Annotated in this window: 22 protein-coding genes and 2 pseudogenes; 13 read left to right on the forward strand and 11 right to left on the reverse strand. The window is 39.9% G+C overall.

The genetic code is table 11. The annotated features are described in order from the left end of the window. Positions 1-392: 392 nt before the first annotated feature. The gene (locus IPM47_02820) at positions 393-719 is read right to left on the reverse strand and encodes a helix-turn-helix transcriptional regulator (protein QQS29904.1); all 327 of its coding nucleotides are present in this window, start codon (positions 717-719) and stop codon (positions 393-395) included. Positions 720-837: 118 nt separating this feature from the next. Between IPM47_02820 and IPM47_02825 the strand changes: the two genes are divergently transcribed. The 3 genes from IPM47_02825 (at position 838) to IPM47_02835 (ending at position 2,183) form a co-directional block, all read left to right on the forward strand. Beyond that, complete coding sequence (locus IPM47_02825; protein QQS29905.1) at positions 838-1,428, forward strand: hypothetical protein; 591 nt, start codon at positions 838-840, stop codon at positions 1,426-1,428. Positions 1,429-1,548: 120 nt separating this feature from the next. Continuing rightward, complete coding sequence (locus IPM47_02830; protein ID QQS29906.1) at positions 1,549-1,950, forward strand: hypothetical protein; 402 nt, start codon at positions 1,549-1,551, stop codon at positions 1,948-1,950. Positions 1,951-1,982: 32 nt separating this feature from the next. Then, positions 1,983-2,183 (forward strand): hypothetical protein, encoded by a 201-nt coding sequence (locus IPM47_02835; protein ID QQS29907.1) that lies wholly within the window; start codon positions 1,983-1,985, stop codon positions 2,181-2,183. 239 nt (positions 2,184-2,422) lie between these two features. Here IPM47_02835 and IPM47_02840 read toward each other — a convergent pair whose 3' ends face one another. The 3 genes from IPM47_02840 to IPM47_02850 form a co-directional block, all read right to left on the reverse strand. Continuing rightward, positions 2,423-2,773 (reverse strand): helix-turn-helix transcriptional regulator, encoded by a 351-nt coding sequence (locus IPM47_02840; protein QQS29908.1) that lies wholly within the window; start codon positions 2,771-2,773, stop codon positions 2,423-2,425. 41 nt (positions 2,774-2,814) lie between these two features. Then, positions 2,815-3,495 carry a tRNA (adenosine(37)-N6)-threonylcarbamoyltransferase complex dimerization subunit type 1 TsaB gene (gene tsaB, locus IPM47_02845; protein QQS29909.1) on the reverse strand — a complete coding sequence of 227 codons (681 nt, stop codon included), beginning with the start codon at positions 3,493-3,495 and terminating at the stop codon, positions 2,815-2,817. Between the two features lie 123 nt (positions 3,496-3,618). After that, on the reverse strand, positions 3,619-5,325 hold the full coding sequence (locus IPM47_02850; protein QQS29910.1) for a M28 family peptidase: 1,707 nt from the start codon (positions 5,323-5,325) through the stop codon (positions 3,619-3,621). Between the two features lie 308 nt (positions 5,326-5,633). Here IPM47_02850 and IPM47_02855 point away from each other — a divergent pair, with 308 nt between their 5' ends. Next, on the forward strand, positions 5,634-6,449 hold the full coding sequence (locus IPM47_02855; GenBank protein QQS29911.1) for an alpha/beta hydrolase: 816 nt from the start codon (positions 5,634-5,636) through the stop codon (positions 6,447-6,449). A gap of 163 nt (positions 6,450-6,612) precedes the next feature. Here the strand turns inward: IPM47_02855 and IPM47_02860 are convergent, their stop codons facing one another. The 4 genes from IPM47_02860 to IPM47_02875 all read right to left on the reverse strand — a co-directional run bounded on the left by IPM47_02860 (position 6,613) and on the right by IPM47_02875 (position 9,393). Next, positions 6,613-7,065 (reverse strand): DUF418 domain-containing protein, encoded by a 453-nt coding sequence (locus IPM47_02860; GenBank protein QQS29912.1) that lies wholly within the window; start codon positions 7,063-7,065, stop codon positions 6,613-6,615. A 1,129-nt stretch (positions 7,066-8,194) separates the two neighbouring features. Beyond that, positions 8,195-8,947, reverse strand: a complete 753-nt coding sequence (locus IPM47_02865) for a transposase (protein ID QQS29913.1) — start codon at positions 8,945-8,947, stop codon at positions 8,195-8,197. After that, complete coding sequence (locus IPM47_02870) at positions 8,898-9,218, reverse strand: hypothetical protein (GenBank protein QQS29914.1); 321 nt, start codon at positions 9,216-9,218, stop codon at positions 8,898-8,900. The genes IPM47_02865 and IPM47_02870 overlap by 50 nt, the downstream gene beginning before the upstream one ends. Further along, positions 9,202-9,393 (reverse strand): hypothetical protein, encoded by a 192-nt coding sequence (locus tag IPM47_02875; protein ID QQS29915.1) that lies wholly within the window; start codon positions 9,391-9,393, stop codon positions 9,202-9,204. The genes IPM47_02870 and IPM47_02875 overlap by 17 nt, the downstream gene beginning before the upstream one ends. A gap of 424 nt (positions 9,394-9,817) precedes the next feature. On the opposite strand from IPM47_02875, the gene IPM47_02880 reads away from it, so the two are divergent. The 9 genes and pseudogenes from IPM47_02880 (at position 9,818) to IPM47_02920 (ending at position 19,540) form a co-directional block, all read left to right on the forward strand. Beyond that, complete coding sequence (locus tag IPM47_02880; GenBank protein ID QQS29916.1) at positions 9,818-10,168, forward strand: transposase; 351 nt, start codon at positions 9,818-9,820, stop codon at positions 10,166-10,168. 686 nt (positions 10,169-10,854) lie between these two features. Further along, the gene (locus IPM47_02885; protein QQS29917.1) at positions 10,855-11,886 is read left to right on the forward strand and encodes a proline iminopeptidase-family hydrolase; all 1,032 of its coding nucleotides are present in this window, start codon (positions 10,855-10,857) and stop codon (positions 11,884-11,886) included. A gap of 227 nt (positions 11,887-12,113) precedes the next feature. After that, the gene (locus tag IPM47_02890) at positions 12,114-12,560 is read left to right on the forward strand and encodes a PaaI family thioesterase (protein QQS29918.1); all 447 of its coding nucleotides are present in this window, start codon (positions 12,114-12,116) and stop codon (positions 12,558-12,560) included. Between the two features lie 129 nt (positions 12,561-12,689). Beyond that, the gene (locus tag IPM47_02895; GenBank protein QQS29919.1) at positions 12,690-13,361 is read left to right on the forward strand and encodes a T9SS type A sorting domain-containing protein; all 672 of its coding nucleotides are present in this window, start codon (positions 12,690-12,692) and stop codon (positions 13,359-13,361) included. 71 nt (positions 13,362-13,432) lie between these two features. Beyond that, complete coding sequence (locus tag IPM47_02900; GenBank protein ID QQS29920.1) at positions 13,433-14,182, forward strand: DUF1835 domain-containing protein; 750 nt, start codon at positions 13,433-13,435, stop codon at positions 14,180-14,182. Positions 14,183-15,091: 909 nt separating this feature from the next. Continuing rightward, entirely contained in the window at positions 15,092-16,036 is a 945-nt protein-coding gene (locus tag IPM47_02905; protein ID QQS29921.1) for an RNA polymerase sigma factor, read from the forward strand. Between the two features lie 142 nt (positions 16,037-16,178). Then, positions 16,179-16,586, forward strand: a complete 408-nt coding sequence (locus IPM47_02910; protein ID QQS29922.1) for a hypothetical protein — start codon at positions 16,179-16,181, stop codon at positions 16,584-16,586. A gap of 38 nt (positions 16,587-16,624) precedes the next feature. Beyond that, a complete protein-coding gene (locus tag IPM47_02915) occupies positions 16,625-17,413 on the forward strand; it encodes a sterol desaturase family protein (GenBank protein QQS29923.1) in 789 nt (262 codons plus the stop codon). Between the two features lie 443 nt (positions 17,414-17,856). After that, a pseudogene (locus IPM47_02920) lies at positions 17,857-19,540 on the forward strand (DUF262 domain-containing protein). Positions 19,541-19,620: 80 nt separating this feature from the next. On the opposite strand, the pseudogene IPM47_02925 reads toward IPM47_02920, so the two are convergent. From IPM47_02925 to IPM47_02935, 3 genes and pseudogenes are all read right to left on the reverse strand, one after another. After that, positions 19,621-20,694, reverse strand: a pseudogene (locus IPM47_02925) (regulator). Between the two features lie 250 nt (positions 20,695-20,944). After that, the gene (locus tag IPM47_02930; protein QQS29924.1) at positions 20,945-22,516 is read right to left on the reverse strand and encodes a serine protease; all 1,572 of its coding nucleotides are present in this window, start codon (positions 22,514-22,516) and stop codon (positions 20,945-20,947) included. A 120-nt stretch (positions 22,517-22,636) separates the two neighbouring features. Further along, positions 22,637-24,163 carry a helix-turn-helix domain-containing protein gene (locus IPM47_02935; protein ID QQS29925.1) on the reverse strand — a complete coding sequence of 509 codons (1,527 nt, stop codon included), beginning with the start codon at positions 24,161-24,163 and terminating at the stop codon, positions 22,637-22,639. Between the last annotated feature and the right edge of the window lie 1,043 nt (positions 24,164-25,206).

Consider the following 25,206-nt stretch of genomic DNA (forward strand, 5'->3'; position numbering starts at 1 on the left):
CATTACCAACATGTGTTGGCTTTAACCCTTCAACCCAAGACCTGCTGCCTTTTTTGGTAAAAAATTTAAACTTTTGGTTCGCTTCAACTTATGATACCGGCTTTCTAAAAACCAACCCGTTGATTGTTAATTAAAGTTAAACTTTAGATTTGGGCAATAATTACAGCTTTTTAATTCGGAATTGGATTTTTTGTTTTTTGAGGGCTTTTATTATCCTGCTTTCCTGATCTTGAAACATCCCTCCTGATTTTATTTAGTTATTCTGCACCATATTCTGAACAGGACTATCTCTGTTTCTATCGAGGTTTTGAATTTTTTTTCAACAAAAAAAGGCAGCCCTGTTGCTTTGGCTGCCTTTTTTAATGTTGCTGTTTCAGAATTCTGTAATGTTATCACTCAACTAATTCCTTAACCTTTGTCTTTTTGGTTTGGGGGTAGAAATTAGCTAATGACTGATTGATGTTGACTATATTGTCATAGTTCACATTGTAGAAAATAAACTTGCCCTCTTTTTTAGTATTCACCAAATCTGTTGTTCTCAGTATTTTGAGATGCTGAGAGGTGATGGATTGTTCTAACTGAAGCGAACTATAAATTTTATTTACGTTAGTTACCCCTTTTTCATCCAGATATTTTATCATGGAAATTCTGAGCGGGTGAGCAATAGCCCTAAGCAGTTCAGTTGCTTTGTCAAGTTTTCGTTGATTGATTGTAGGCATAAGAACAGGTTTTTAGAAAAAATTTATGTTAAAGTCAACATGGCTGCCACACATTAAAAAAAAGAAGGGAGGCGATATCTTTGTAATTTTGCGAATTGCAAACCCAAAATCAAAGTATATGCCTCCCAACATTCTGCCTTTAGAGTTATATAAAGACATCCTGTCAGTAGCAAAGATATTACAATTAAGGGATTTTCTGTACTGTTTTATGTGTATTCGATATGGAGTAAGTGTACGGAGTTTATGCCGCTATAGTAACTACTCTGTTCGCACTTGGTTTCGTTTTATGTCAGAGGACTACCTGTGGGAGCGCATTCGTATGAAGTTGTTTTTGAAGTGGGTGTATCAACCGGAGGAGAATTATATTATAGCCATAGACGAAGTGGTAGAAGGGAAAAGTCGGGACAAGACCTATGGTTTGTCGAAGTTTTGGAGCAGCATTCAGAAATGCCCCATATTCGGGATTTGTTTTTTTTGTGCTTCTCTGATAGCTGTGGGGAAACGGAAATCATATCCGATGGTGGTAGAGCAAGTCGTACAGACAGAGGGGGACAGGAAGCGGATAGCGGAACAGAAAAAGAAGGCATTAGCTGGCAGCAGCGCAGTGCCGAAGGCAGATGTTTGGTTCGTGGCAGGAAGCAAGGCAGCAAAAACCGACCCAAGCAGCCCAATCCTACGGCATCCTTTCGGGCATTCACCGCCTTGTTAAACAAGTTGCTTTCGTGCTTACCGGGCATCAACCTGACCTATATGGTAGCAGACTGTGCTTATGCCTCGGCAGATTATTTCTCTGCGGTAACAAAGACCGGACTTCCACCTGATTACCCGTTTGCCTGTAAATGCCGCCCTCGTCTATGCCTACTCAGACCCAGTAGCCCCAAAACATCGGGGAAGACCCAAAAAATACGGAGAAAAAGTAGATTTGAACAACCTTGATAACCAAGAACTGAAAGACACCAAAACCGAAAATGGTCTCCTTACTCAGATATGGCAACTGCCCTGTTACAACAAATCCTTAAGCAAAAACCTGTTAAATGTGGGGATAGTAAAAATAACCAATTTGAAAACCCAAAAAGTAGCCTTCTCTAAATTTTGCACCACCGACCCTAACCTCGACTGGCAAACTATGATAGATTATTATAGTTTGCGTTTTCAGATTGAGTTTGACTTTCGGGATGCCAAACAATTTTTCGGACTATCCGATTTCAAAACTACACCTCGAAAAATCTGACCAATTTTGTTAATCTATGCTTTACCGCTACCTTGACGGCTAAAATTTTGCAGGCACAATATCAGGTTAAATACAATAACCCTAACTTTAGCATTTTAGACCTCAAAATACTCTGTAATACGCGTTTTACGGTCAAAACAGTTATTAAATTGGTACGAAAATCGCCCGATTCAATTTTTAATACTCAATTCGCAGACGGGTTTATGCCAACAGATTTGGTCAATGTCGCTTAAATATCTATAATATAGAAGAAAAAACACGACCGTCTTATCTTATATTTGTGGCAGCCTTGTTGTTAAAGTAGTAATTATTAAATACGTAAAAGCTACATTAAAGTTCTTAAAACTGATACAAATCTATAAAATTAAAATGAAAAAGTTTTAATTTACCGAAAAAAATAAAAAATGGCAGTACTGTTATAAAAAAGATAACAATACTGCCATTGAAATTTGAATTAATTTAAGAATACCTATTACTTGGTAAGGTCTTCGATAAAAGCAGTGATTTCGGCAATGCGATCGTGGTTCAATGAATAGTAAATAAATTTACCCATACGTTCGGTATTAACTACGCCGGCTCTTCTAAGGATGGCCAAATGCTGAGAAGCTACTGATTGCTCAAGCCTTAATTTTACATAAATTTCAGTAACTGTCATGCGTTTGTTTTCTTCTAACAAGATAACGATTGACTGGCGAAGTTTGTGGTTTACCGCCCGCAAAACCAATACAGCTTTGCGCAAAACGGTATAGTCAAGGGTGATCGGATTGCTTGAACCTGCACGCAGAACAACTTGTGCTTCGGTTTTTTTAGATTGTGTTCCCATTGTGAAAATTTTTTGGTTGATGAAAATAAAAAGGTGATGATTTACAAATTTTTCTGTTTTACAAAATGATATTGCTTAATGTATTCGGGGTAAAAATACGCAACATTTTCTGTTTCGTTTGAATTAATTTTTTGATAGGCTATTGTTGAAAGGTTTGAAGCTGAACATTCTTGTCCGGGCACATAAACCGCATTGGAAGAGGTCAGGGTTTCTGTGCATTTTGAGGCACCGTTACCAAAATAATAACAGGTTCTTTCGTTAAAAAAACTTTCAAATGTTGCAGGAGTAACTATGGTTGCGCCTGGTTCTTCAACACATTCTAAAGAAGCGGTGTAAACAGCCGTATATACTTCCATTCGCATGGCATCTATCATAGGCATATAATACGCATAAGTTTCATTTATATTGTTTGAAACTTTCCAGGCAAGAGCTTCCAAAGTACCGACACCAACCAACGGAATATCTAAAGCATAGCATAACCCCTTTGCTGCAGAAGTTCCTATCCTCAGTCCGGTATATGATCCGGGTCCTTTACTGAGGGCAACTGCATCCAATTGACTGATTTCATACCCGTTTCTTTTAACTATCTCTTGTATTTGAAGGGTAATGACCGAAGCATGTAACATACCCTCTGAATTTTCTATATAATCCAGCGTTTCGCCTTTTAAAGACAAAGCTACCGAACATATACGGGTACTTGTATCTATGCCCAATATCAACATTGTTGCTGTTTTTTATTTAAAAGGCAATACATTTAAACTGTTCCCCAAATTTAAAGGAAAAACCTGATAAATTTCGCAAAGGTTCTATACTAATTTGCAAAAATACAGATTTTTTTCTTTTTTTCAAAAAAACACATTTATTTTTTGCGTTTCAGACAATCTTTTTATAATAATCGTAGCCTTATCCCCTGTTTTAAATTTGCTGAGAGCATCCATATAAGAGTACATATCTTTTACCTCTGTTTCATTGATCTGGAGGATGATGTCTCCTGCTTCAAGCCCGGCTGTTTGTGCCGGTCTTCCGTCAATAACTCCGGTAATTTTAACGCCTGTGCCTTCAAAAGCGTAATCTGGCATGATACCGAGTGTAACTTTATATTTGGGTGCTTTCTTGCTTTCTTCGGTTTTGGTGGGGGTAAAGGTCAGTTTATCGCTTTGATTAAACGTCTGAATAGCTTTGAGTGTAAAGTTGACAACCGTTTCTATACCTTCGAAGTTTACTAACTGTGCATCATCCGAAGGTTTATGATAATCGGTATGCAGTCCGGTAAAAAAGTGAAGTGCCGGTATTTTTTGCCAAAAAAAAGAAGTGTGGTCTGATGGTCCAATTCCGGACTCAGTGGTAATCAGGTGGAGGTTGCCAACCTCCAAAGATTTGAGGGAAGCCCATTGCGGAGAAGTTCCGACACTGTTGATGGTCAAAGCACGGGATTGTGTATCCAAACGCCCTACCATATCATAATTGAACATATAATTGACCGTGTTCAAGGGAATGGTGGGATTTTGAACAAAATAATTGGAGCCGTACAAACCGAGTTCTTCTCCCGAAAAAGCAATAAACAGGTAATTATTGTTTTGGGTTTCAGGAAACTTAGTTAATGCGCGTGCCAGTTCTATGACTGCGGCAACCCCGCTTGCATTATCGTCTGCGCCGTTATGAATTGCCGGTTGTCCGGCATGAAGTGAGCCTCCGCTTTCACCATATCCCAAATGATCGTAGTGTGCGCCGATGACCACTGTGTTTTGCGCCTTGTTGTCCAAATATCCGATCACATTATGTCCGGTACGTTCGTTTTTCTGAAGGTTTAACTGAATGTTTGCGGATAGCTTGGGGTTTGTTGTTTCAATTTTTTTGTAGGAGTCCTTAAGAATGAATATAACCGGAATACCGGCAGCAATTACCTTGGCATTCATTTTGTTTTCAGGATCGGGAAGGGTAGGGTCAATATTGTAAAATAAGATGGCAGAAGCGCCTTTTTCGACTGCCGTTGCTATTTTTATATTCACCCCCGAATAATTCAGATATTTCGAGTGAGGATGAATGCCATCGGGGGATGACAGGTTGATTAAAAATATTTTACCTTTTAAATCTTTCTTGTCTTCATAATCGGAATACTTCAAATCGGGGGCATCTATTCCAAATCCTACATTGACCACTTTAGCTTTAACTTGTCCAATGCCTGATTCCGGAAGGGCGAAATAGTCTTTTTCAGGTTCAAAAACGGTTTTGCCGATTGTGATTTTGTTGGTTCCTGTATAACTGCGTCCTGCCACAAAAGTAAAAGGCTGCAAATAACTATCCGAACTGCCTTTGGGTTGAAGTCCGATTAGCCTGAACTGTTCGGAAATATAGCGATAGGCCATTTGTTCCCCTTTCGAACCGGTTTGTCTTCCTTCGAGACTATCGGCAGACAAATAGTTGACGTGTTGAAACAAATAATGCAGCGTTTTGGAAATCGGGTCCGTTTGCACTGAAGCAGTTTGTCCGGCTGCGCCGAAACTAATCAAACACCCAAACAATAAAATCAGAAAATTGAAATTAATTTTCATCAGGAAAGTCCTATATTTGTGGCAGCAAACATAATTAAATAATGAGTAATCAAAAAAAATATCATGGCATATGCATCCAAAAAGTGTGATTTTGTAAAACGTATGCTAAAACAGTTAAATTAACACTTTAAACGGACGAAAGACGAGAGGCTATTTGATAATTCTATGCGTTTGCCTGCCTTTATTAGATAAAAGTATATTGTTAGAAACAAAAAACATCGGTTGATATCAAAATGTTTACCTTTATCGGTGAAATTCACTTTAAATTGCGCTCCCTGACAGGCATTTTTAATTAAACGAAATTTTTTATGCCCTTTGTTACTGTCAACGATGTAAAACTGTATTATGAAATTCACGGTGAAGGAGAAGAAACCATCCTGTTTAGCCACGGATTACTGCTCAATTCTCAAATGTTTGGTGCGCAAATCAATTATTTCAAAAACAGATACCGTTGTGTGGCTTATGACCACAGAGGGCAGGGGCAAAGCGAATTAACCGAAACCGGTTATGATATGGACACCCTGACTGAAGATGCTGTTCAACTCATCAATGCCCTTCAACTGGGAAGTTGTCATATTGTCGGTTTATCTATGGGAGGGTTTGTGGCAATGCGTTTGGCAGTCCGGTATCCCGATTTGGTCAAATCGCTGATTCTATTGGAAACTTCCGCTGACGAAGAGCCTTTTGTTTTCAAATACCGGTTGTTGACTGTAATTTACAGGCTGTTTGGGGCAGCCCCTATTGCAAGACGAATAATGAAAATTATGTTTGGACAAAATTTTCTGAACAACCCGGTCAGAAAAGCCGAACGGGATAAGTGGAGAATGTATGTTGAAAAAAATCCCAAAACCATTGTCAGAGCAGTGGATGGCGTGATTGACCGGAAACCTGTTTTTGACGAACTGAAAAAAATTACCGCTCCCACTTTAGTCATGGTTGGCGATCAGGATATCGCAACCGTTCCTGCCAAAGCCGAGCGCATACACAGCCAAATTCCCAATGCCCAATTGCTCATTTTAAAAGGTGCCGGACATAGTTCTACCATTGAAGAGCCCGATCAGGTCAACAGCGCAATGGATGAATTTCTTCGCGACCTTCAAACAGAGTATGATGCCGACCTTTAAGTTTTTTCAAAATCTGCGCCTTGCGATTCTTACACTTTTAGATTTTCCCCGCAACTCTGTATTTGGGATTGCCCGGTTAACGGTTTTTTGCTGTTTTGAGGTTGGAATAGGTAAGGTTACGCAAAATCCACTCTAAAGGGCCGTAAGAAAATTTTGAAACATGCTAATGGCTGAATATTAACTGAGCACTATATATTCCAAGGCACCAAAGAATGCCCTGTGCCGGTGATACAGTTCCGTATAATCCAAATCCGAACCCAAACAGCAGGATGTTCTGAATGAGCGATTGAAGAACATAGTTGCTCAGGGCAATTTTCCCCATAGGTGCAAACAATCTAAACAGTTTCGTTCCAAACTGACTGCCGGCAACCAAACAAAACGACAATATATAATACAAGGTCATCCCCGGAATCGCTATAATCTGCGTTCCTGCATAAACCACATTGTACAGGTTAGGCACAAATAGGTTTTGAAGATGATAGGCCCAAACAAAAACTGCATTACCCGCAATAGCACAAAAGCCGGCAACAACCCAAAGTTTTGTTAAGGAGGGTTTTATCTCGTTTATTCTTTGGAAAAACCTTTTTTTCCCTGCATATAAGCCTATCAAGAACATGGCAAAACTGTTCCACCACCAAAAAGGAATAGACTCGTAGAATCGTTTGGTATCAAAATGTTACCTTGAAAATGAGTTGATATTTTTTTCGAATAGACGGGCAAACGAAACTGACGCAATCAGATGCAGTAGATATTGGACAATAAATTGAATGTGCAGTCGGTATAACTCTGTGAATAAATTGCACTGAGAACCACAGAGATTTTTTGAAAGGAGAACCACAGAGAAAAGAATAACCCTCTGTGTAACTCTGTGATGCCTCTATGAAAATAATAGCACAGAGAACCTCAGAGAAAGAATAACTCTCTGTGTAACTCTGTGATGCCTCTGTGAACCTCTGTGTAAATAATAGCACAGAGAACCTCAGAGATTTTTTTACACGGAGAACCACAGAGAAAAGAATAACCCTCTGTGTAACTCTGTGATGCCTCTATGAAAATAATAGCACAGAGAACCTCAGAGATTTTTTTTGCACGGAGAACCTCAGAGAAAGAATAAACCTCTGTGTAACTCTGTGATGCCTCTGTGAACCTTTGTGTAAATAATAGCACAGAGAACCTCAGAGATTTTTTTGCACGGAGAACCACAGAGAAAGAATAAACCTCTGTGTAACTCTGTGATGCCTCTGTGAACCTCTGTGTAAATAATACAGAAATGAAAAACAATTTAGCCTTGATTTAGTAATTGTGTTATTAATTTTATCTTTGTCATTTTAAAACCGAGTCATAGTTATGTCAAAGGCACTATATATACCTGTAAAAGAGAGTTTTGAGGAAATAAGGAAACTACTTCGTCAGTCACCTGCGATGATTCGTTTACGACTGTTGATGTTGATAGAGATGAAGAAGGTCGGAGAAAAAGGTATTACGAAGAAGCGCGAGTAGGGGTATGGGGTCAAAGTATTAACACATGGCGTAAAAATTATAGAACAGGGGGAATAGAAGCCTTGCTTCACAATGGCAGAAAAGGAAAAACAGGCAGACACTCGGTGTTTACGCAAGAAGAACAAGATAGAATAGAAGAGAAGTTAAAGGATCCCAATAATGGTTTGGCGGGGTATATAGAGTTGCAGCAATGGGTAGAGCAGGAATTTAAAAAGGAAGTTAAGTATCAATAGTTCGGTAAAATTCTAAGCGGCAATACGCCCTAATTGGTATAGTTTTTTGATTTCGGGTTTATTTTTTTCCACAGATGGGTCTTTGCCATACAAGGAAATTAATCGGTCGAGTAGCAATTCGTTGATATATTGCGTTTTAATGTCTGCCATTGAGAAAGGTCCTCTTTCATTTTTGGGAATGTTGAGCCAGTGAGCTGCTTTGGCCACATTGATTGTAGAAAGGCTTATATTGAAATGAAAATTAAGGGCATCTTTCTGTCTGCTTTGTGAGTGTTCCAACCCCAGGTGGGTCTTGGCATCTCTGAATAGAAACTCTATTTGATAGCGCATTTTGTAACATTGGTAAACGACTAAGCCTTCCATATCCTTATCGGTTGAAAAATAGGCGGCTACTTTGCTTACTGCTCCATTGCGCAGTACATGAACAACGACTAATTTACACCAACGTTTCAAACTGCGCACATGGGCAATGCCTTCATAAACAATTTCATGATCCACCTTTTTGAGTATGGTAAAATGTGCTACATCCAGGTTTCTGAGGTCAATTTTCCCGCCATACTCTTTGCGCCGTCCCCTACCCGGTTTTTGTTCGCCTGTATATGCATAGCGCAGGTAGCTATTGTGTTGTAAGCGACTAACGAAGGTAAAGCCGGCAGCGCAAACCATATCCACAAAAGGTTTTTGGAGAAAAAGGCATCTGCCGTCAATATTTTGGTCATCTGCTGCAATTCCAACGCCCGACTGCAAAGCAGCTTCGCATACCATATTCGCAAACTTTCCGTCCCTTTTGCCACTCGGTCTGCCAGGCATGGTAATGCAGTGCTGTCTGGTTTTCTATATCCCCTATCGCTAAGGCACTTAACTCCAAACCCCATTTCACTGAACTGGCACAGCCCGACCAAAAATAGCCCACACCCGGCGTATGCTTCCCGCTTTTGGCAATATGGCTCGGATCAAATATCCACAGCAGGGAGTTGCTACAATTTGAAAGAATTAACTCTCTGTTAAAGGTCTCAAAATCAAAGTCTTTTTTCAAAATTCAAGCGGTAGCTTTTTTCGCTATATTTCCCATAACGTGACAGCATCAGGTAATTTATCCGGCTGCGAATACTCAATAATAAAACAACAATGTGTATTATAAATTTCTTTTGGCTCATACCAATATCGCTCATTTTTCGTAATATTGCCACTGTGAAGGTTTCTGCTTTCATAGGTAAAACGGTTTGTTTTTTTTCTGTCAATTAAAAATAATCGTTTTACCTTTCTTTTGTACAATGTAAACACTTTTTTACCGAACTATTGAAGTATAACACGCTACTAAAATATGCGGGCAGGAAATTTGGCAGCAAAGTGAAGGCAGCACGCAAAAGTCATGTGAAAAAGGATGCGGAGGCTGTAGTTTTTTTTAAAAAACTTTAGTTCAAAAATAGCGGAAATAGCGTTGTCTGTTCCGCCATGCTATGACAGCATAAATTTATACTTTCAGGACGAGAGCCGCTTTGGTCTGCATACCAGGCACGGGAGGGGATTGACCGCCAAAGGCATACAGCCGGTTTGCAATTTTCAGCAGGTGTTTCAATACACTTATCTTTTCGGAGCATTTTCTCCCGTAACAGGGATCAGTTTCAGTTGGAAATGCCTTGTTGCAGTGCAAATACCTTTCAGGTGTTTCTCCATGAATTTTCCCTTCAAACTCCTGCTGAATACAAAATCATTGTTTTAGACAACGGGGCTTTCCACAAGGCAAAAAAGCTCAAAATACCCGAAAATATTTTTCTTGTCTTTCTGCCTCCTTACAGTCCCGAACTCAATCCAGCTGAAAAAATATGGCACCACATCAAAAGAAAGTTCACCAACAAACACTTCACAAGCCTTGAACTAATCAGCAACTTCTTTACTGAAACAATAAATAACATTACACCGGATATGGTAAAATCTATCTGTAGTTACCAATATATCTGCTTAAATACCTTTTGGGCTGCTTAAAATGTCATTTTCGTATAATAGCACAGAGAACCACAGAGATTTTTTTGCACGAAGAACCGCAGAGAAAAGAATAAACCTCTGTGTAAATAATAGCACAGAGAACCGCAGAGATTTTTTTGCACGGAGAACCGCAGAGAAAAGAATAACCCTCTGTGCAACTCTGTGATGCCTCTGTGAACCTCTGTGTAAATAATAGCACAGAGAACCGCAGAGATTTTTTTACACATAGAACTACAGAGAAAAGAATAAACCTCTGTGTAACTCTGTGATGCCTCTGTGAACCTCTGTGTAAATAATAGCACAGAGAACCGCAGAGATTTTTTTACACATAGAACTACAGAGAAAAGAATAAACCTCTGTGTAACTCTGTGATGCCTCTGTGAACCTCTGTGTAAAAATTGTACAGAGAAAAGAATAAACCTCTGTGAGGCATCCGTGCAATCCCGATGTTATTTTGAAAATCATCAGCTAAATTTGTTGCATAGAGGGGCAAACACAATAGCTGTAATCAAATTCAGCTGTTTTGAGACTATATTGAATGTGCAATCGGTGTTTTCACCCGAAGACTTGGATGGAACAAATCTTTTCGGGCAGGGGAGGCGTAATTTGAGTAAAAAGCTTTGTAAGTTGTGCATATTTTACGGCTATATTGCCATATTAACCTCCTCTAACAAAATTTTAGGCTTATGAAACCCCAAACTCTACTTTTCATCTGTTTGCTGACCATTTATTCTGCACTCACCTCATGCACAACCCAACCGAAAACGGCTATTGAAGAAAATACACCCTCATACTTTACCCCTTATGAGCATGGCATACAAACAGGCGGGGTAAAGACCATCCGCATCAACACTCCAAAAGGAGAATTTAACGTTTGGACAAAGCGTTTTGGCAATAATCCGTCTCAAAAAGTTTTGTTGCTCAATGGCGGACCCGGATTGTCCCACGAATACTTTGAATTTTTTGAAAGCTTTTTCCCAAAAGAAGGGATTGAATTTATTTACTACGATCAGTTGGCCTGTGGCAACTCGGACAACCCAAAAGACACCTCACTCTACGATTTGGCGCGCTATGTGGACGAAGTGGAGCAGGTTAGAAATGCCTTACGGTTAGATAAAAGCAATTTTTACCTGCTCGGACATTCATGGGGCGGCATTCTCGCCATGGAGTATGCACTGAAGCATCAGCAACATCTGAAAGGGCTGATTATTTCAAACATGATGGCAAGTGCACCCGAATACGGAAAATATGCCGATGAGGTGTTGGCAAAAAAACTGCCCCCTGATGTGCTCCAGAAAATCAGGGCTATTGAAGAAAAAGGCGATTTTGAAAACCCCGAATACATGGAATTACTCCTGCCCAATTTTTATGCAAAACATATCCTGAGATTAGAAGAATGGCCGGAGCCCGTGAGCCGTCCTTTCAACAAACTGAACAGCGATTTGTATGTCATCATGCAGGGGCCAAGCGAGTTTGGTATTGCCGGCAAACTTGCTACCTGGGATGTGAGCAAAGAGTTGAAAAACATTCAGGTTCCTACCCTCGTCATTGGCGCTACTCACGACACCATGGATCCGAAATATATGGAATGGATGAGCAAAGAACTTCCTAATGGTCAGTTTTTACTCTGTGAAAACGGCAGCCACATGTGTATGTATGACGATCAGGAACGCTATATGTCAGGGGTTATTAAATTTATTAAATCGGTTCCGAATTGATTTTCAACGGTCAAACAACAGCCCTTGAAACTCCTTTGTCAGGCTGGACAAAACACCGGCCTAACGCCTTGATTTTTTAGACGAAATGGTTTTGCCTGCAAATTTTACAAATTTCATCGTTTTAATTCCACAAACATGAACAGATCAACAACCGGCAACCGGCTTTGAAACATTTTCTGAAAATCTATTAACTTTACCCTCAACCCACATCAAAATATGGCATTCCGATGCAGTTCATACCTAAAGACAACAACTATAAAGAAAGGGTCATAAAAAGTTTTGCCCGCCAAAAATTTATGGAACATATTCAGGCCCAACTCGGCCTGATAGAACCGGGTTATTGCGAAATTCAGGTCCTTTATAATATCAACATCACCCAACAACATGCTTTTTTCCATGCCGGAATTGTCGGCACTGTTGCAGATAATGCAGCCGGTTATGCAGCCTTTTCTCTGATGCAAAATAACTCTTCCGTACTGACCGTTGAGTTTAAACTCAATTTGCTTTCGCCGGCAAAAGGGGAATTGTTGATCGGAAAATCGCGCGTTTTGAAATATGGAAAAACCCTGACGGTTTGCCGTTCAGATGTGTTTGTGGTCAACAACGGATTGGAAAAACTATGTGCCGCTTCTCAATCTACCTTGATTGAATTGCCAAACAGGGAAGATTTTTGAATTGTGAAAAAAAGATTTTTAAATTCATTAAATCTAACCTGATGCCAACTCCGATTCTTTTTTTATCTCTGTTCATTTTTGATTAAAAAAGAATTTGTCAACTTAAAGTTCATTCTTAAAATCCTTACCATGAAACTCAGGCACTTATTGTTAATTCCTTTTTTAAATTTCTTTTTAACCTTACAGGCACAACAGGTCAACCAAATTTCCATTTTTCCCGAAAACCCTGCCGAAAACGACAGCATCATCATTGTATCTGACTTGTCCTATTTCGGAGAATGTTCTTATGGCATGGTTTATTCCTATCAAACCATGATAGAAGATACCATGATACTCATTATACCCACTTATTGCGGGTACTGGCTAACCACCCCTTGCAACAGTATTGATACATTTAAGATAGGAGTTTTTCCGGTTGGCAATTACACGCTGCGCATAGAATATCATCAGGGCAGCGTTTGCCCGATTAGCGGCTTTGATGCCACGATTGCCAGTTTTGACACAGTTTTAACCGTAACCGGCACAACCGGACTTTCCATGCCCGAAACTCAGGAACCGGCGCTTTTTATCTATCCAAACCCCGCCGGCAACCAAATCATTGTTGACCTTACCGAATTTGAAAACCTTTCCGGTTTTTTGCTCATCATAACCAACCTTTCCGGACAAACCGTTTTTCAAAGCCCAGTTCATCAAACCCGTTTTTACACCGACACCTCCAACTGGGAAAAGGGAATGTATTGGATATCTGTCATCAACCCGAAGGGAAAAATCGTAGCGAAACGAAAATTTGTGATTCAATAAACAACTATGCCATCCGGTTAGCCAAAAAACACCCGCTTCAACCGAAACCTTTACCATAAATCATCAAAACCATGACTCCTTTCCATATCCTGAACGGCGATAGTCTTGCCACACAGTTAAGTCAGACCACTATACCTCCTGACTTTATTGTTTGCCGCGAATGTTTGATTGTCGGTGATGTCAGTGCCGGAAATTTGGACGAGTTTTGGGAAAAACGGGCAATGTTTATCTCATCAACCTATCGGGTTTCACCTCAGGAATATAAAACCAGAACTGTCAGCGAGTTGAACAAACTAAATAACCTGCCCCGCAATGCGGAAGTCTGTCTTTGGTTTGAAAACGACTTGTTTTGTCAGGTCAATCTGTGGTTTGTCCTTTTTTTGCTCTCCAATCGTTCCGACTTAACCCTTTACCGTATTTTTCCAATCACAGACAACGAAGCAGACCGGTGGAAAGGTTTTGGAATCGCAACTCCCGAAATTCTTGAACAGGCATACCTCGACAAGGTATTGTTTGAACCCAAAGACTTAGAACTTGGTATAAATTTATGGATCGCCTATCAACACCACAACCTCGGACTATTGACAACTTTGTCCAAACTTAAATCCCGTTGCTTCCGATTTTTGGAAGAAGTATGCCGCGCACATACAGACCGGTTTCCGGCAGACCATACTTTAGGCAGACCCGAAAGGTTCGTGCAGGAACTGATAAACTCCCAAGCCGCCGATTTTCAAACCGTGTTTTCCGTTTTTTCAGAGAAAGAAGGAATCTATGGCTTTGGCGATTCTCAACTCAAAACCATCTATGACAGTTTGAGGTAAAACTCCTGTTTTTTTAACCCCGAACCCGCTAACTTAGCAACAAAAAACTCCCCGATACTTCCTAAGTCCCAAACCCGTAGATTCGCCTCAGCTTTTCGATTTGCCGCTTAAAAACATTGCTTTTTTAAAGATTTTAATTGCGATTTTAAACATTTAAATTGCAATTTTACCCTTTTAAATTGCAATTTTAAAGAGCTAAAAATCAATTTTTGAGGCTAAAATTTCAATTTTCTTCTTTTCAATTGACATTTTCCTCTTTAAAATCTCTTTTTTCTTCGATTCAATTGCAATTTCAAAAAATTTAATTGTGGTTTGGGAGATTTTAATTGCAATTTTATTCCTTAAAATCATCATTTTCTTTCTTAAAATTGTAATTTTAGAAGTTTTAATTGAAACCTTTTTGACCCTTTTTTTCAGTGACTTTTAGTAAAAACCGAACAGGGCAGGGGTAAAACAGGGGGCAGGTAGTTGGTTTTTGACAGAACCAACGCCGTTTTTGATTTGCGGGGTGGCGTTTTTGACCGTAGGGTTGTGCTGCATGTTTTCACCACAGTAACCAAAACTGGTGTTTCGGGCTGTTTTTAATTCAATGTTATTATCATGGAAGGATATCCTGTCAAAGGGTTAATCCCTGAAAATGAGTGGTATTACCAACCCATAAAATTATGCGCCAAAAACAGGAAAAGAACATCGGAAGTGCAAATGATAAACAACCGGTCCGGCAATTTCCCGATTTTTAGCTTTTTTTGAAGGTTGACCACATTAAAATCTGCAATCAGAACCGTACATTTGTTGAAAGACCCCGGCAGATCAGTCAAAAACACGGTATATTCAATTGAAAAGGTCTTTTCCCGGTTTCCCTTTCTTACAAATCCGCCATTTTAACGCAACAGGTTAAACGTCAACAGTATGAAAGCGTTAGAAATATCCGAACCCATCAAACATCATATTCAGACGGCGATGAATGGCGATGCCCAATCGTTTGGGGCGGCATTTCAATGGTTTCGACCCTATCTTTACCTTCATGCCCTTCGGGTTTGCGGTAATTCCGGCAATGCTCAGGATGCCCTTCAAGACACCTTTATTTCTGCTTTTACGAATATCCACACACTGCGCCAACATGCTTCATTCTATCCGTGGTTGAAGAAAATTTTGCTCAACCATTGCCATTTATTGTTGAGAAAAGAAAAATCGCTGCACCGGTTGCAGCGTTTTGCCGGAACGGACTCTGACATTTACGACAGTATCCACCTGCAATTTGACCAAAGCTCCAACCAACAGGTTTTATATTCGTTGATAAGCCGGTTGTCGGGCGAACTTCAATCCTGCCTGATTTTGAGATATTTCAGCAGTTTCAACAGCTACGAAGAAATAGCCGTCATTTTGGGCATTCCGGTCGGAACGGTTCGAAGCAGGTTGTCGGCTGCAAGAGAAAAACTGTCCTCGCTTTATCGTATTCATCAGGATGCCGGAAATAAAGCGATGAACCGGTCAAAAGAATGGTCGGATTACTACCGGTATTCGATGGAAAACCTTTATAAAGATACGTCCATCCGAAACCAATTTTTCAGGCACTTCAACCCAAGCTTAAAAGTTCGTTTTACAAGTGGTAAAATGGCAACGGGCAGCTCAATTGTTGAAAATGAAATTTTAGACGACTTAAATCATGGATCAAAATTAAACATTTCCGATATAAACAGTTGCGAAAACCTCTCAGTGGTTGAAGGGTTTAACGTCAATTCTTCTGAATTTCCCGGCCGTTGTGCCTCCACTACGGTTTTGGTATTTTTTCGAACAAACAACCTCGTCAGCCATCTCCATATTTTTGACTCTGCCCGAGATACCGTCCGGTAAAAATTTTATCTGCCCCAATCCGAACTTTTAAAAGACCTGCTGTATCTACATGCAGTTTTTAAATTCAATGCCTGACATCTCTTTGACAAAAGCTATTTTAATGGTTTTACATACTAACCTATCTGTTTAAAACAATTGCGATATGGAAAAAGATAAAATCATCGAAGAAGTCATTCAGGCAGAACAAAACCTGCTTAACCTGCTAAGACAGGGAGAATTGATGCGTGGAGTAGCCATTCATCTCCATTCGCCCGATTACCGGAATATCTGGAACGGAGAAATCAAAACTTACGAAATGCTGGAAAACAGAATCAAGGCAGGCATCGAAAACGGGCTTCAAAGCTTTGACTATCAGGTAAAAGAACGCGATTTTTTAATCATTAATGCCGAAAACGTGATAGAAACTTTTACCGCTGTCGAAACTGATTATTTGAAAGACGGAAGCACTTCCACGTCCGGGCTAACTGCCATTTCCATACTTTGGCAACTCGTCAGCAACAAATGGAGATTGGCTTATTTACATGCCTCTGAATTGCCAAAAGTAAATTAAACCTCTTTTATCATCATTCACCAAAACATATAAAAACCATGCAAACTTTAGCCGACCTCCAACCTGTCATCTTGTTTAGCTTGTTAATCGCGTTGTATAGCATAGAAAATATACGCCCTTATCTGACTAAACCGGCGAACAAAAAACAACACGACCTGCACAATTTCATCCTTACTTTTATCTCCATTGTTGTCAATATCATTGTCGGAAGCATTGTGGTCATGACCGTTGTATATGCTACCGACCATCAGATTGGACTATTTAACCAAATTGCTTTGCCGCCGGCAGTAGAAATCATCGCCACCATATTGCTGATTGATTTCGGAAGCTATTGCAACCATAACCTTCAGCATAAAATCCCTTTTTTATGGCGGTTTCACAGAGTCCATCATTCCGACCTCTATCTGAACACTTCTTCCTCGCTGCGTTTTCATCCCTTCGATGTGATTTATTCGCAGGGAGTCTATTTTTGTGTCGCCATCCTTGTTTTGGGAGTTTCCATGACCTCCTTCATTCTTTACGGAACCATTGCTTTGGTTTTTGTCATCGTTCAGCACAGCAATATTAAGTTTCCGGATTGGTTCGAAAAATACGGGCGAACTGTATTTTCAACTCCGGGCTGGCATAAAATACATCATTCCGACAACCAAAAATTTACCGACAGTCATTATGGAGATGTATTCACTTTTTGGGATAGAATCTTCGGCACCTGGCATCCGGTAAATCCCGATGAAATCACCTACGGTCTCAAAGAATTTGCCGACACAGAACGGCAAAAAGCAGGTTTTCTGCTCCGCTCGCCTTTTGTGGAGGTGAAAGAGAAATAAAGCATTCTTTTGCACCAAATTTATCAACACAGCTCCGGAGCTCTTTCCTGTTTACCTGCTGCCAGGTGAACTGTTTGTAGAAACTTTGGTCAATTAAATGGCAATAATTCAAAACAAGTTACTACTTTTGACATCATAAATCAGCATAAATTATTAACGCCAAATGGCTGAAATGGAGATAAAAAAGTGAATGTCCTTACCTTAAAGTAGCTATTTTAGTGTGCACTGAGGTTGCCATATTGAGCAAAAAGAGGAGAGGAGATAGGCGAATGAACATAGAAATTAGGCAAAAACCGGCAAAGGTTTGCAAGCACAACTCCGAAATGTTTTGAAGTTTTTGTTTAGCAACAAGTGGTTATTTGATATTGGCGAAAAAGATTTGGCGTTGGCCGCTTTGCCTGTTACAAAGAAGCAAATCAAGCATTTGAAAATACAAAAAAACGATGAAAGGGATTCAAGGAACTTCGAATAAGACCTACCGGCAGTTAATGGGAAATGGGTTGCGGTATGAAATTCCAAAATTTCAAAGAGACTACTCCTGGGAGGCTGAACATTGGGATGACTTGTGGCAAGATATAAATGCACTATTGGCAAATGAAGATAATGAGCATTATATGGGATATTTAGTGCTGCAAACATCCAATAACAAAGAGTTCCATATCATTGATGGTCAGCAAAGATTAACCACCCTGAGTTTGTTGATACTTGCCACATTAAAGTGTTTAAAAGAATTGATTGAAGCAGGAGTTGATCCTGAAAATAATACTAAAAGAAATGATAGCTTACTAAACAGCTATATAGGTTATATAGACCCTGTTACTTTAATTTCAAACAATAAGTTAAAATTAAACCGAAACAGCGATGATTATTATAAACAGCATTTAGTCCTGCTAAAAACATTGCCCTTACGGAACACCAACACTTCCGAAAAGCACATGAGGGAATGTTTCCTTTGGTATTACAACAGGATAAAAAAGGATTTTTTAACAGGGAGAGTTTGGCAGCATTTATTGAGAATATTGTGGACAAACTTTTTTTTACAGTTATTGAGGTAACGGATCAGCTAAACGCATTTAAAGTTTTTGAAACGCTGAATGCAAGAGGCGTTCAGTTATCATCATCTGATTTATTAAAAAATTATTTATTTTCAGTTGTTGATGAAACGAAACCTCACATTTCAGAAATTGAAGAACTGGAAAATATTTGGAGCAAAATAGCCGGGAAATTAGGGGATGAAAAATTTGAAGAATACTTGCGATATTACTGGAACAGCATCAACAAATCGGTTGGCAAGAAAAACCTGTTCAAAACTATTAAAAGCAGCATTAAATCAAAAGCGCAAGTATTTGATTTAATCAGAAGCTTGAACGATACTGCTGATATCTATTTAGCCATCCAAAACCCGGAAGATGATTTATGGAAAGATAAGCCTGATATCCGCAAATCATTAAAAGAATTAAAATTGTTTCAAATCCGGCAAACATATTCACTGTTCTTGTCTGCGTTAAAAAATTTAGATGCCGATAAATTTAAAAATTAGCCCGGATTTGTTCCATTGTTTCTTTTCGCTACAATATCATTGGAGGGCTAAATCCCAACGCACAAGAAGATGTTTATAATACTGCCGCTTTAAATATTGCCGCCAACAAAAACTTTGCCGCTGCTGACTTTCAAAATATATATGTAAGCGATTCGAAGTTTGAAAATGATTTTTTGACCAAAGAATTTAAAAACACGACGCGAAACCATAAAATCGTAAAATACATCCTGTCAAAAATCGAAATTTATCAATACAAAAACGAAATTGACCCCGAAAGCGATTTATTTACTATTGAACATATTCTCCCGGAAAATGCCGATGATACCTGGGGAGAATTTACTTTTGAAGAAATCAATCGTTCTATTTACAGAATAGGGAATTTGACCCTTCTTGAAAAAAAACTGAACAGAGAAGCAGACCAAAAACCATATACCGAAAAAAAATCTGTTTATTTGCAATCAAACAGCGAGTTGACCAAATCCATTCCCGAAAATTTTGATTCATGGAACGAATCAAAACTCGCTGCACGCCAAAAAGACCTGGCCAAACACGCTAAATCCATTTGGAAAATTCAGGAGTTAACGTGAATAATAGATAAAAAAAGTACGAAAAAGCAGTAATTAGAATCAGACATTCAGACATCGTATGTCTATCCGACATGCGATAACTACCAGGGTACTTTTTGCTTCACCTGATAAAAGCGTTTGCCGTCAAAACGATAGAGTCCTTGTCCGGCACCCCACCACATGTTTCCGTCTTTGTCCTGATACATGCTTTGAACGCAGCAGTTAATCCCGTCTTTGGGGGTAAACACAGTAAATGCTTGGGGATTTGAAATTCCGGCAGAAGGGTCAAATCTTGTCGTGCTGCCTCTGGCAGTAATCCATATAATTCCCGATTTTTCAATATATATTCCCCATATTTCACTACCTCCCAATCCGTCTTTGGCTGTTACGCTTGTAAAGCTTTTGCCATCATAGCGGCAAATACCCTCTTTCATGGTAAACCAAAAATTACCTGCCCGATCCTGTATGATACCACCGGCATAATTATCTCCCAAGCCTTCTTTCTCTGTAAGATTTATTATCGTTTTTCCATCATACCGAAACACCCCATTGCTATGAGAAGCAAACCAAATGTTTCCCGATTTGTCTTCGATGATGTCTGTAACATTTATAGAGTCAAGCAAATTAAACGACCAAAAACATTTGCCCCCTATGCTATCGGCAGCCGGATTGTATTGAAAAACTCCGCCTTCTGTGCCTATCCAAAGCCTGCCTGCACTATCAGACAAAATACATTTCCGGCCAACCCAACTTTTATTCAGCCCATTCTCTCCGGTATAGCTTCTAAAATTTTTTCAGTCATATTTAAAAGCGCCAAGGTCTGTTCCAAACCACAGATTCCCTTGCTTGTCTTCGGCAATCGCCTGTATGCTATTGGCGGTTAGCCCTTCCGGTTTGCCGAAATATTGCAAAGTAGCATGATCATATCTTACTACTCCTTCGCCAAGGGTTCCAAACCACAGATTCCCTTTCGAGTCCTGAAAAATGCTTCTGACATACTGACTGACTAAAGTAGTATCGTAATCAGGATATATTTCGACCGCCTTGTAGTTTCTTATTACTTCCGGACTTGCTTTGGAGGCAACCGCCTCATCCGGCAGGTTAGTATGAACTTTTCCGGTACAGGAACAAAAAGTAGCTAATAAACTAAGCAGTAATATTTTGTACAAGGACATCATGCTGATTGCAATTTTTAAAATAGTCCGTTAAATGTATAGAGGCAATGCATCCCGTTTCCCTGCCTGAATATTCTTGTAATTCTTTGATTTATCCCGCAAGTATAAACCCCTTGACCATAAAATTAACCCAATTATTTTCGACTAATATAATTATGCAAACAGAATAAGGTGTTACGAATAAAGCAAAACCATATTACCTCAGTAAATTAGTATATCAATAAGATTATAAAGGGGCAACAGGTTGCCATTACTCCAGCACCTTGATAAAAAACACAAACTCTTCCAGCAGTTTAACCTGTTCTTTCAGTTCTTTTCCGGTCAGAAGGTTGGTTTCGGGCAACACCACTTTTTCGGGCAGCAGTTCAATCAGGTTGAGGACGTTTCTTGTTTTGATGGCATAGGTTGCGCTTTCTGCCTGCGAATGTTTGGCTTTAATGATGCCAATGAGGTTTCCCTGATAATCGTAAAGGGGCCCTCCGCTGTTTCCCGGATGTACCGGAACGGTTAGCTGATAGGTGGACACATCGCCTTTAAATCCTTTTGGAGAACTGATGACCCCATCCGTCAGTTTTAGAGATTCGCCCATAGTCGCCGATAGGGGAAACCCCATGGTATAAACCTTTTCACCCACTTCAGACAGGTTGGTTTTGATGGTATAGGGTATTTCGGGCAGGGACGAAAAATTCCAGTCTTCGATTTTTATGACCGCCAGGTCGTTGATTTCATCGTTGACCATGACTACAGCCTGATAGACCACTTTTTTACCGTTGCTCATCGTTTGAACTTCTATCAGGTTGCCTCCCTGAATAACATGGTTGTTGGTAACAATATAGCCGTTGGAGGAAACGGCTATGCCGCTTCCGGTAGCTACTAATCTTCGCTGTTGTCCCTGACGCGGAAACTGTTTGTAGTATTTATACACCGTCTCCTCTTCGTTTGCAAAGGTCAGATACAACATGTTCGACTGATCCACCGACAAATAGACATCTTCTTCCATTTGCTTGTTTTCGGAGTACCAATGCACATTGTAAAAGTTCAGGGTGCCGGTGGGGTAAATATACCCGGCCACCTCTCCAACCTGCCAGTCTTCGTAATTGGAAGCGCCGTTGAGGTAAATCGCATCGAAGTTGCCGGAATCGGGATTTTTGACCACTGCAATCCGGTATTTGGATTTGTTGGGAACGCCAATGATAAATTTTTCGTAAATACCTTCTAAATTATTGTCGGGTTTGTTGCCGGTAAAATATTTTTTAAGACTTTCTTCGTTCCAACCGGTTTGGTTGCGCGGAAGTTTGAGGCGTTTCGCTTTTTCATAAACCAGGGTGGTGTCGTAAAACGAGCGCCAAATAGAATACAGTTTGTCCAGTAAATAGGGGTCGTTGTATAAAGTATCGGTGGTAATAAACTGAAAATAGTCGCCGGTACAAGCGTTAAACTCCATGACATGATTGGTAAACAACTGTTTTTTAACCACCTCCATCTGCACTTTTACCCGCACAATATCGCAATAGGAGGGGGCGGATTCGTACAAAGTTTTTTTGTCTTCGGAGGTAATGGCCACTGTTTTAAAACCAAGGCTTTTCAGGTATTTGGCAAAATGATCGAGCAACACACTTCCATCGGTGTCTATTTTTTTTTGAACTTCAGGGCTTGTTACCAGTTCTGCAAATTTTACCCCCTGCATATAATCGAAAAGGTTAAGCGCCGGATTTGACTGCGATAAACTGATATTGCCGGAAGGGTTATCGGCAAAAACAAACGCATTAGAGCCCAAAAAAAAGAAGGTCAATAACACAAAAATGGTTGGTCTGCAGTCCATATTTAAAATCGTTTTAACAGCGCTATCAGGGTTAAACAACCAATAGGATATAAACGGTTGACTATATTATTTCGGCAGGAAGCAAAAACTTTCACAATTTAACACAAAAAACCGGCACTGTTATGGTTCTGACGGCAACTTGTGTTCCAAAGCTCCCGAAATGGCTTCTTTTATCTTGGACTCCAACTTGTTATGGAAAACTTGCTTTTTCAGCACCGAGGGTTCGGCTGCTCTTTCGGTACAATCGTTTAGCTTACAACGCTCACAAGTGGTACTGACCAAAACCACCGGAACATTAATGTCATTCCAGAACCTGACTTTGTTCATAAACTTCTTGTTGATTAAAAACCCGATGGAAACGCTGCTGTTTGTATTTGGAGTAGGGTAGGCGGTTCGGGCAACTGAAATACAAAAATATTCATTGCCGGAAGTCAGGGATAATGCTCTTTGAACTTTAACCAATGCTTCTGGCGGGATTTTGCCGTTGTTTTGTTGCTGTTCAAGTTCAGATAACACCGAAATTCCTACCCACCGGCGGCAATAATGCTCGTTCAGCTCATTTCCATGAAGATTGTGCAGATTAGGCAGGTGCAGCTCTTTGGTGATGTCAAAATGGTTCGAGCCTTTTACATGACTGACCCGGGCAAAAAACAATTCATTCAACCCCAAAAAAGTAGGGGCTATACTCGTCAGACGGTGAAAAAAAGTATCGGACGAAACATTGTAGCTGTTGATAATTTGCAATAGTTGCTCCCCGTCAAAGGTTTCGGATGCCAAAAAACGTTCAACATCCCGAACCACTGCATGACGGTTTAAAAACAAAGCTCCGGCAAAATAGGAAGCCTTAAAATTGTTGAGTGCTTGTTCAAAGGATTTAATTCTTACCCAGGATTGGGTATTGTTTCTGCCCGAAAGCTGCAAATAGTTATACCCTAATTCTTTAGCTAACTGAAAAGCTGTTTGTGCGGGGTTTAGATTGTTGTTTAACAGCAGTTTGTTCCCGTCTTTATGTTCCACAAAAACCGAACGAATTCCCTGCAGTTCGGGAAATTTGCCTAAGTGATTTTCTTCAATCCGGTAATTATACTGTTCTGCAAGCAAGGTTTGTAGATGTCCGGCACTAACCGGCAGGGTAGGAGGCAGGTCAAACTCAGCAACAAACCTTTCGGCCGCCTCTTCCAGGTCTTCAAAATAGTTGTCGTGGAGTTCCTGATAGGAACGCAATGTCGCTAATAAAAATAATTCGGCAGGCATTTCGTAGTTGCGGGTAATGCTGATGATGGTACTGATAAATGCGCTTACCTTGACCGGTGCATTGGAAATAATTTCGACCAAACTCTCAATGCCGATACCGAATACCTCTAAAGGAAGTTCTTTTAAAAAGTCCGAATTGAGCAATTCGGCAACCGGAGTTAAATTTTTGGTTACCTTGAGTGATACCATTTCTTCATAGCTGACCCCAAGAGCTTGCGACAAGGCTACTATTTTTTCGGTTTTGGGAAATTTCTTGCCTTTTTCAATTTCGTTGAGGTAAGACACCGAAATTCCACAGTTTTCAGCCAACCCTTTGAGCGACCAGCCTCCCTTTTGCCGAAGCTGTCTGAGCTTTAACCCAAAAATCATGCGCACCTTTTGTTCGATTAACATGCAGTTGACCTTTTTTTACGGTGTAACATTGTAGGAAATGGCCTTTGTTGCGCCGATTTTTGCGCAAAGTAACTATGCGAATGTCTAAAATTTAAACCCTTCAGCAAATAAACAAAAATTTTTTTTGCGTTTAGCGAAATTTCGCTTGCAAAATTAAAAAAACCGGTTTATCTTTGCATTGGATTTATTTCCAGCGAATTTTCGCTAACTCGTAACAGTCTTAATTTTCCTCTCGGAAATTTATCCTGTTACAATTTGTGCAGCAATGCCTTAGAGTTAAGGGAGTAAATGTTTGCATTTTGGTTGGAGTTCAAACAAGCCTGCCCATCTTACAATAGTAGTGGGCGGGCTTTTTTTTTAGTTCCATATTTAATAAATCACCCACAGATTGATTCTGCTTTGATTTACGCTATCCTCAGAATAAAAAAATCACCCGCAGATTTCGCTGATATCCGCAGATTTTTTCTGCATTCATTTGTGTTATCTGCTGGAGAAAATAATTCGCCCGCATCTTTAGCTGATTGTATCTGCGTTAATTTGCGCCATCTGCGGGAGAAAAAAATCGCCCACAAATTGTTTCTGCTTTGATTTACTGTATCCGCAGAGCAAATAAATCACCCGCAGATTTTTTCTGCGTTAATTTGAGCCATCTGCGGGAGAAAAAAATCACCTACAAATTGTTTTTGCTTTGAATTACGCTATCCCCAAGGCAATATAAATTGCCCGCAGATTTCGCTGATATCCGCAGATTGTTTCTGTGTTCATTTGCGCCATCTGCGGGAGAAAAAAATCGCCCACAAATTGTTTCTGCTTTGATTTACGGTATCCGCAGAGCAAATAAATCACCCACAAATTTCGCTGATATCCGATGATTGTTTCTGCGTTAATTTGCGTTATCTGCGGGAGAAAAAAAATCGCCCATAAATTGTTTCTGCTTTGATTTACGCTATCCTCAGAACAAATAAATCACCCGCTGATTTCGCTGATTATTTCTGCGTTAATTTGCGTTATCTGCGGGAGAAAAAAATCGCCCACAAATTGTT

Source organism: Sphingobacteriales bacterium (assembly GCA_016700115.1).
GTDB lineage: Bacteria > Bacteroidota > Bacteroidia > Chitinophagales > UBA2359 > UBA2359.

Coding starts and splice junctions, on each gene's coding strand:
- IPM47_02820 (QQS29904.1), bottom strand. CDS start 719: ATGCCTACAATCAATCAACGAAAACTTGACAAAGCAACTGAACTGCTT.
- IPM47_02825 (QQS29905.1), top strand. CDS start 838: ATGCCTCCCAACATTCTGCCTTTAGAGTTATATAAAGACATCCTGTCA.
- IPM47_02840 (QQS29908.1), bottom strand. CDS start 2,773: ATGGGAACACAATCTAAAAAAACCGAAGCACAAGTTGTTCTGCGTGCA.
- tsaB (QQS29909.1), bottom strand. CDS start 3,495: ATGTTGATATTGGGCATAGATACAAGTACCCGTATATGTTCGGTAGCT.
- IPM47_02850 (QQS29910.1), bottom strand. CDS start 5,325: ATGAAAATTAATTTCAATTTTCTGATTTTATTGTTTGGGTGTTTGATT.
- IPM47_02855 (QQS29911.1), top strand. CDS start 5,634: ATGCCCTTTGTTACTGTCAACGATGTAAAACTGTATTATGAAATTCAC.
- IPM47_02860 (QQS29912.1), bottom strand. CDS start 7,065: ATGTTCTTGATAGGCTTATATGCAGGGAAAAAAAGGTTTTTCCAAAGA.
- IPM47_02865 (QQS29913.1), bottom strand. CDS start 8,947: ATGGTATGCGAAGCTGCTTTGCAGTCGGGCGTTGGAATTGCAGCAGAT.
- IPM47_02875 (QQS29915.1), bottom strand. CDS start 9,393: ATGAAAGCAGAAACCTTCACAGTGGCAATATTACGAAAAATGAGCGAT.
- IPM47_02880 (QQS29916.1), top strand. CDS start 9,818: ATGCCTTGTTGCAGTGCAAATACCTTTCAGGTGTTTCTCCATGAATTT.
- IPM47_02885 (QQS29917.1), top strand. CDS start 10,855: ATGAAACCCCAAACTCTACTTTTCATCTGTTTGCTGACCATTTATTCT.
- IPM47_02890 (QQS29918.1), top strand. CDS start 12,114: ATGCAGTTCATACCTAAAGACAACAACTATAAAGAAAGGGTCATAAAA.
- IPM47_02895 (QQS29919.1), top strand. CDS start 12,690: ATGAAACTCAGGCACTTATTGTTAATTCCTTTTTTAAATTTCTTTTTA.
- IPM47_02900 (QQS29920.1), top strand. CDS start 13,433: ATGACTCCTTTCCATATCCTGAACGGCGATAGTCTTGCCACACAGTTA.
- IPM47_02905 (QQS29921.1), top strand. CDS start 15,092: ATGAAAGCGTTAGAAATATCCGAACCCATCAAACATCATATTCAGACG.
- IPM47_02910 (QQS29922.1), top strand. CDS start 16,179: ATGGAAAAAGATAAAATCATCGAAGAAGTCATTCAGGCAGAACAAAAC.
- IPM47_02915 (QQS29923.1), top strand. CDS start 16,625: ATGCAAACTTTAGCCGACCTCCAACCTGTCATCTTGTTTAGCTTGTTA.
- IPM47_02930 (QQS29924.1), bottom strand. CDS start 22,516: ATGGACTGCAGACCAACCATTTTTGTGTTATTGACCTTCTTTTTTTTG.
- IPM47_02935 (QQS29925.1), bottom strand. CDS start 24,163: ATGTTAATCGAACAAAAGGTGCGCATGATTTTTGGGTTAAAGCTCAGA.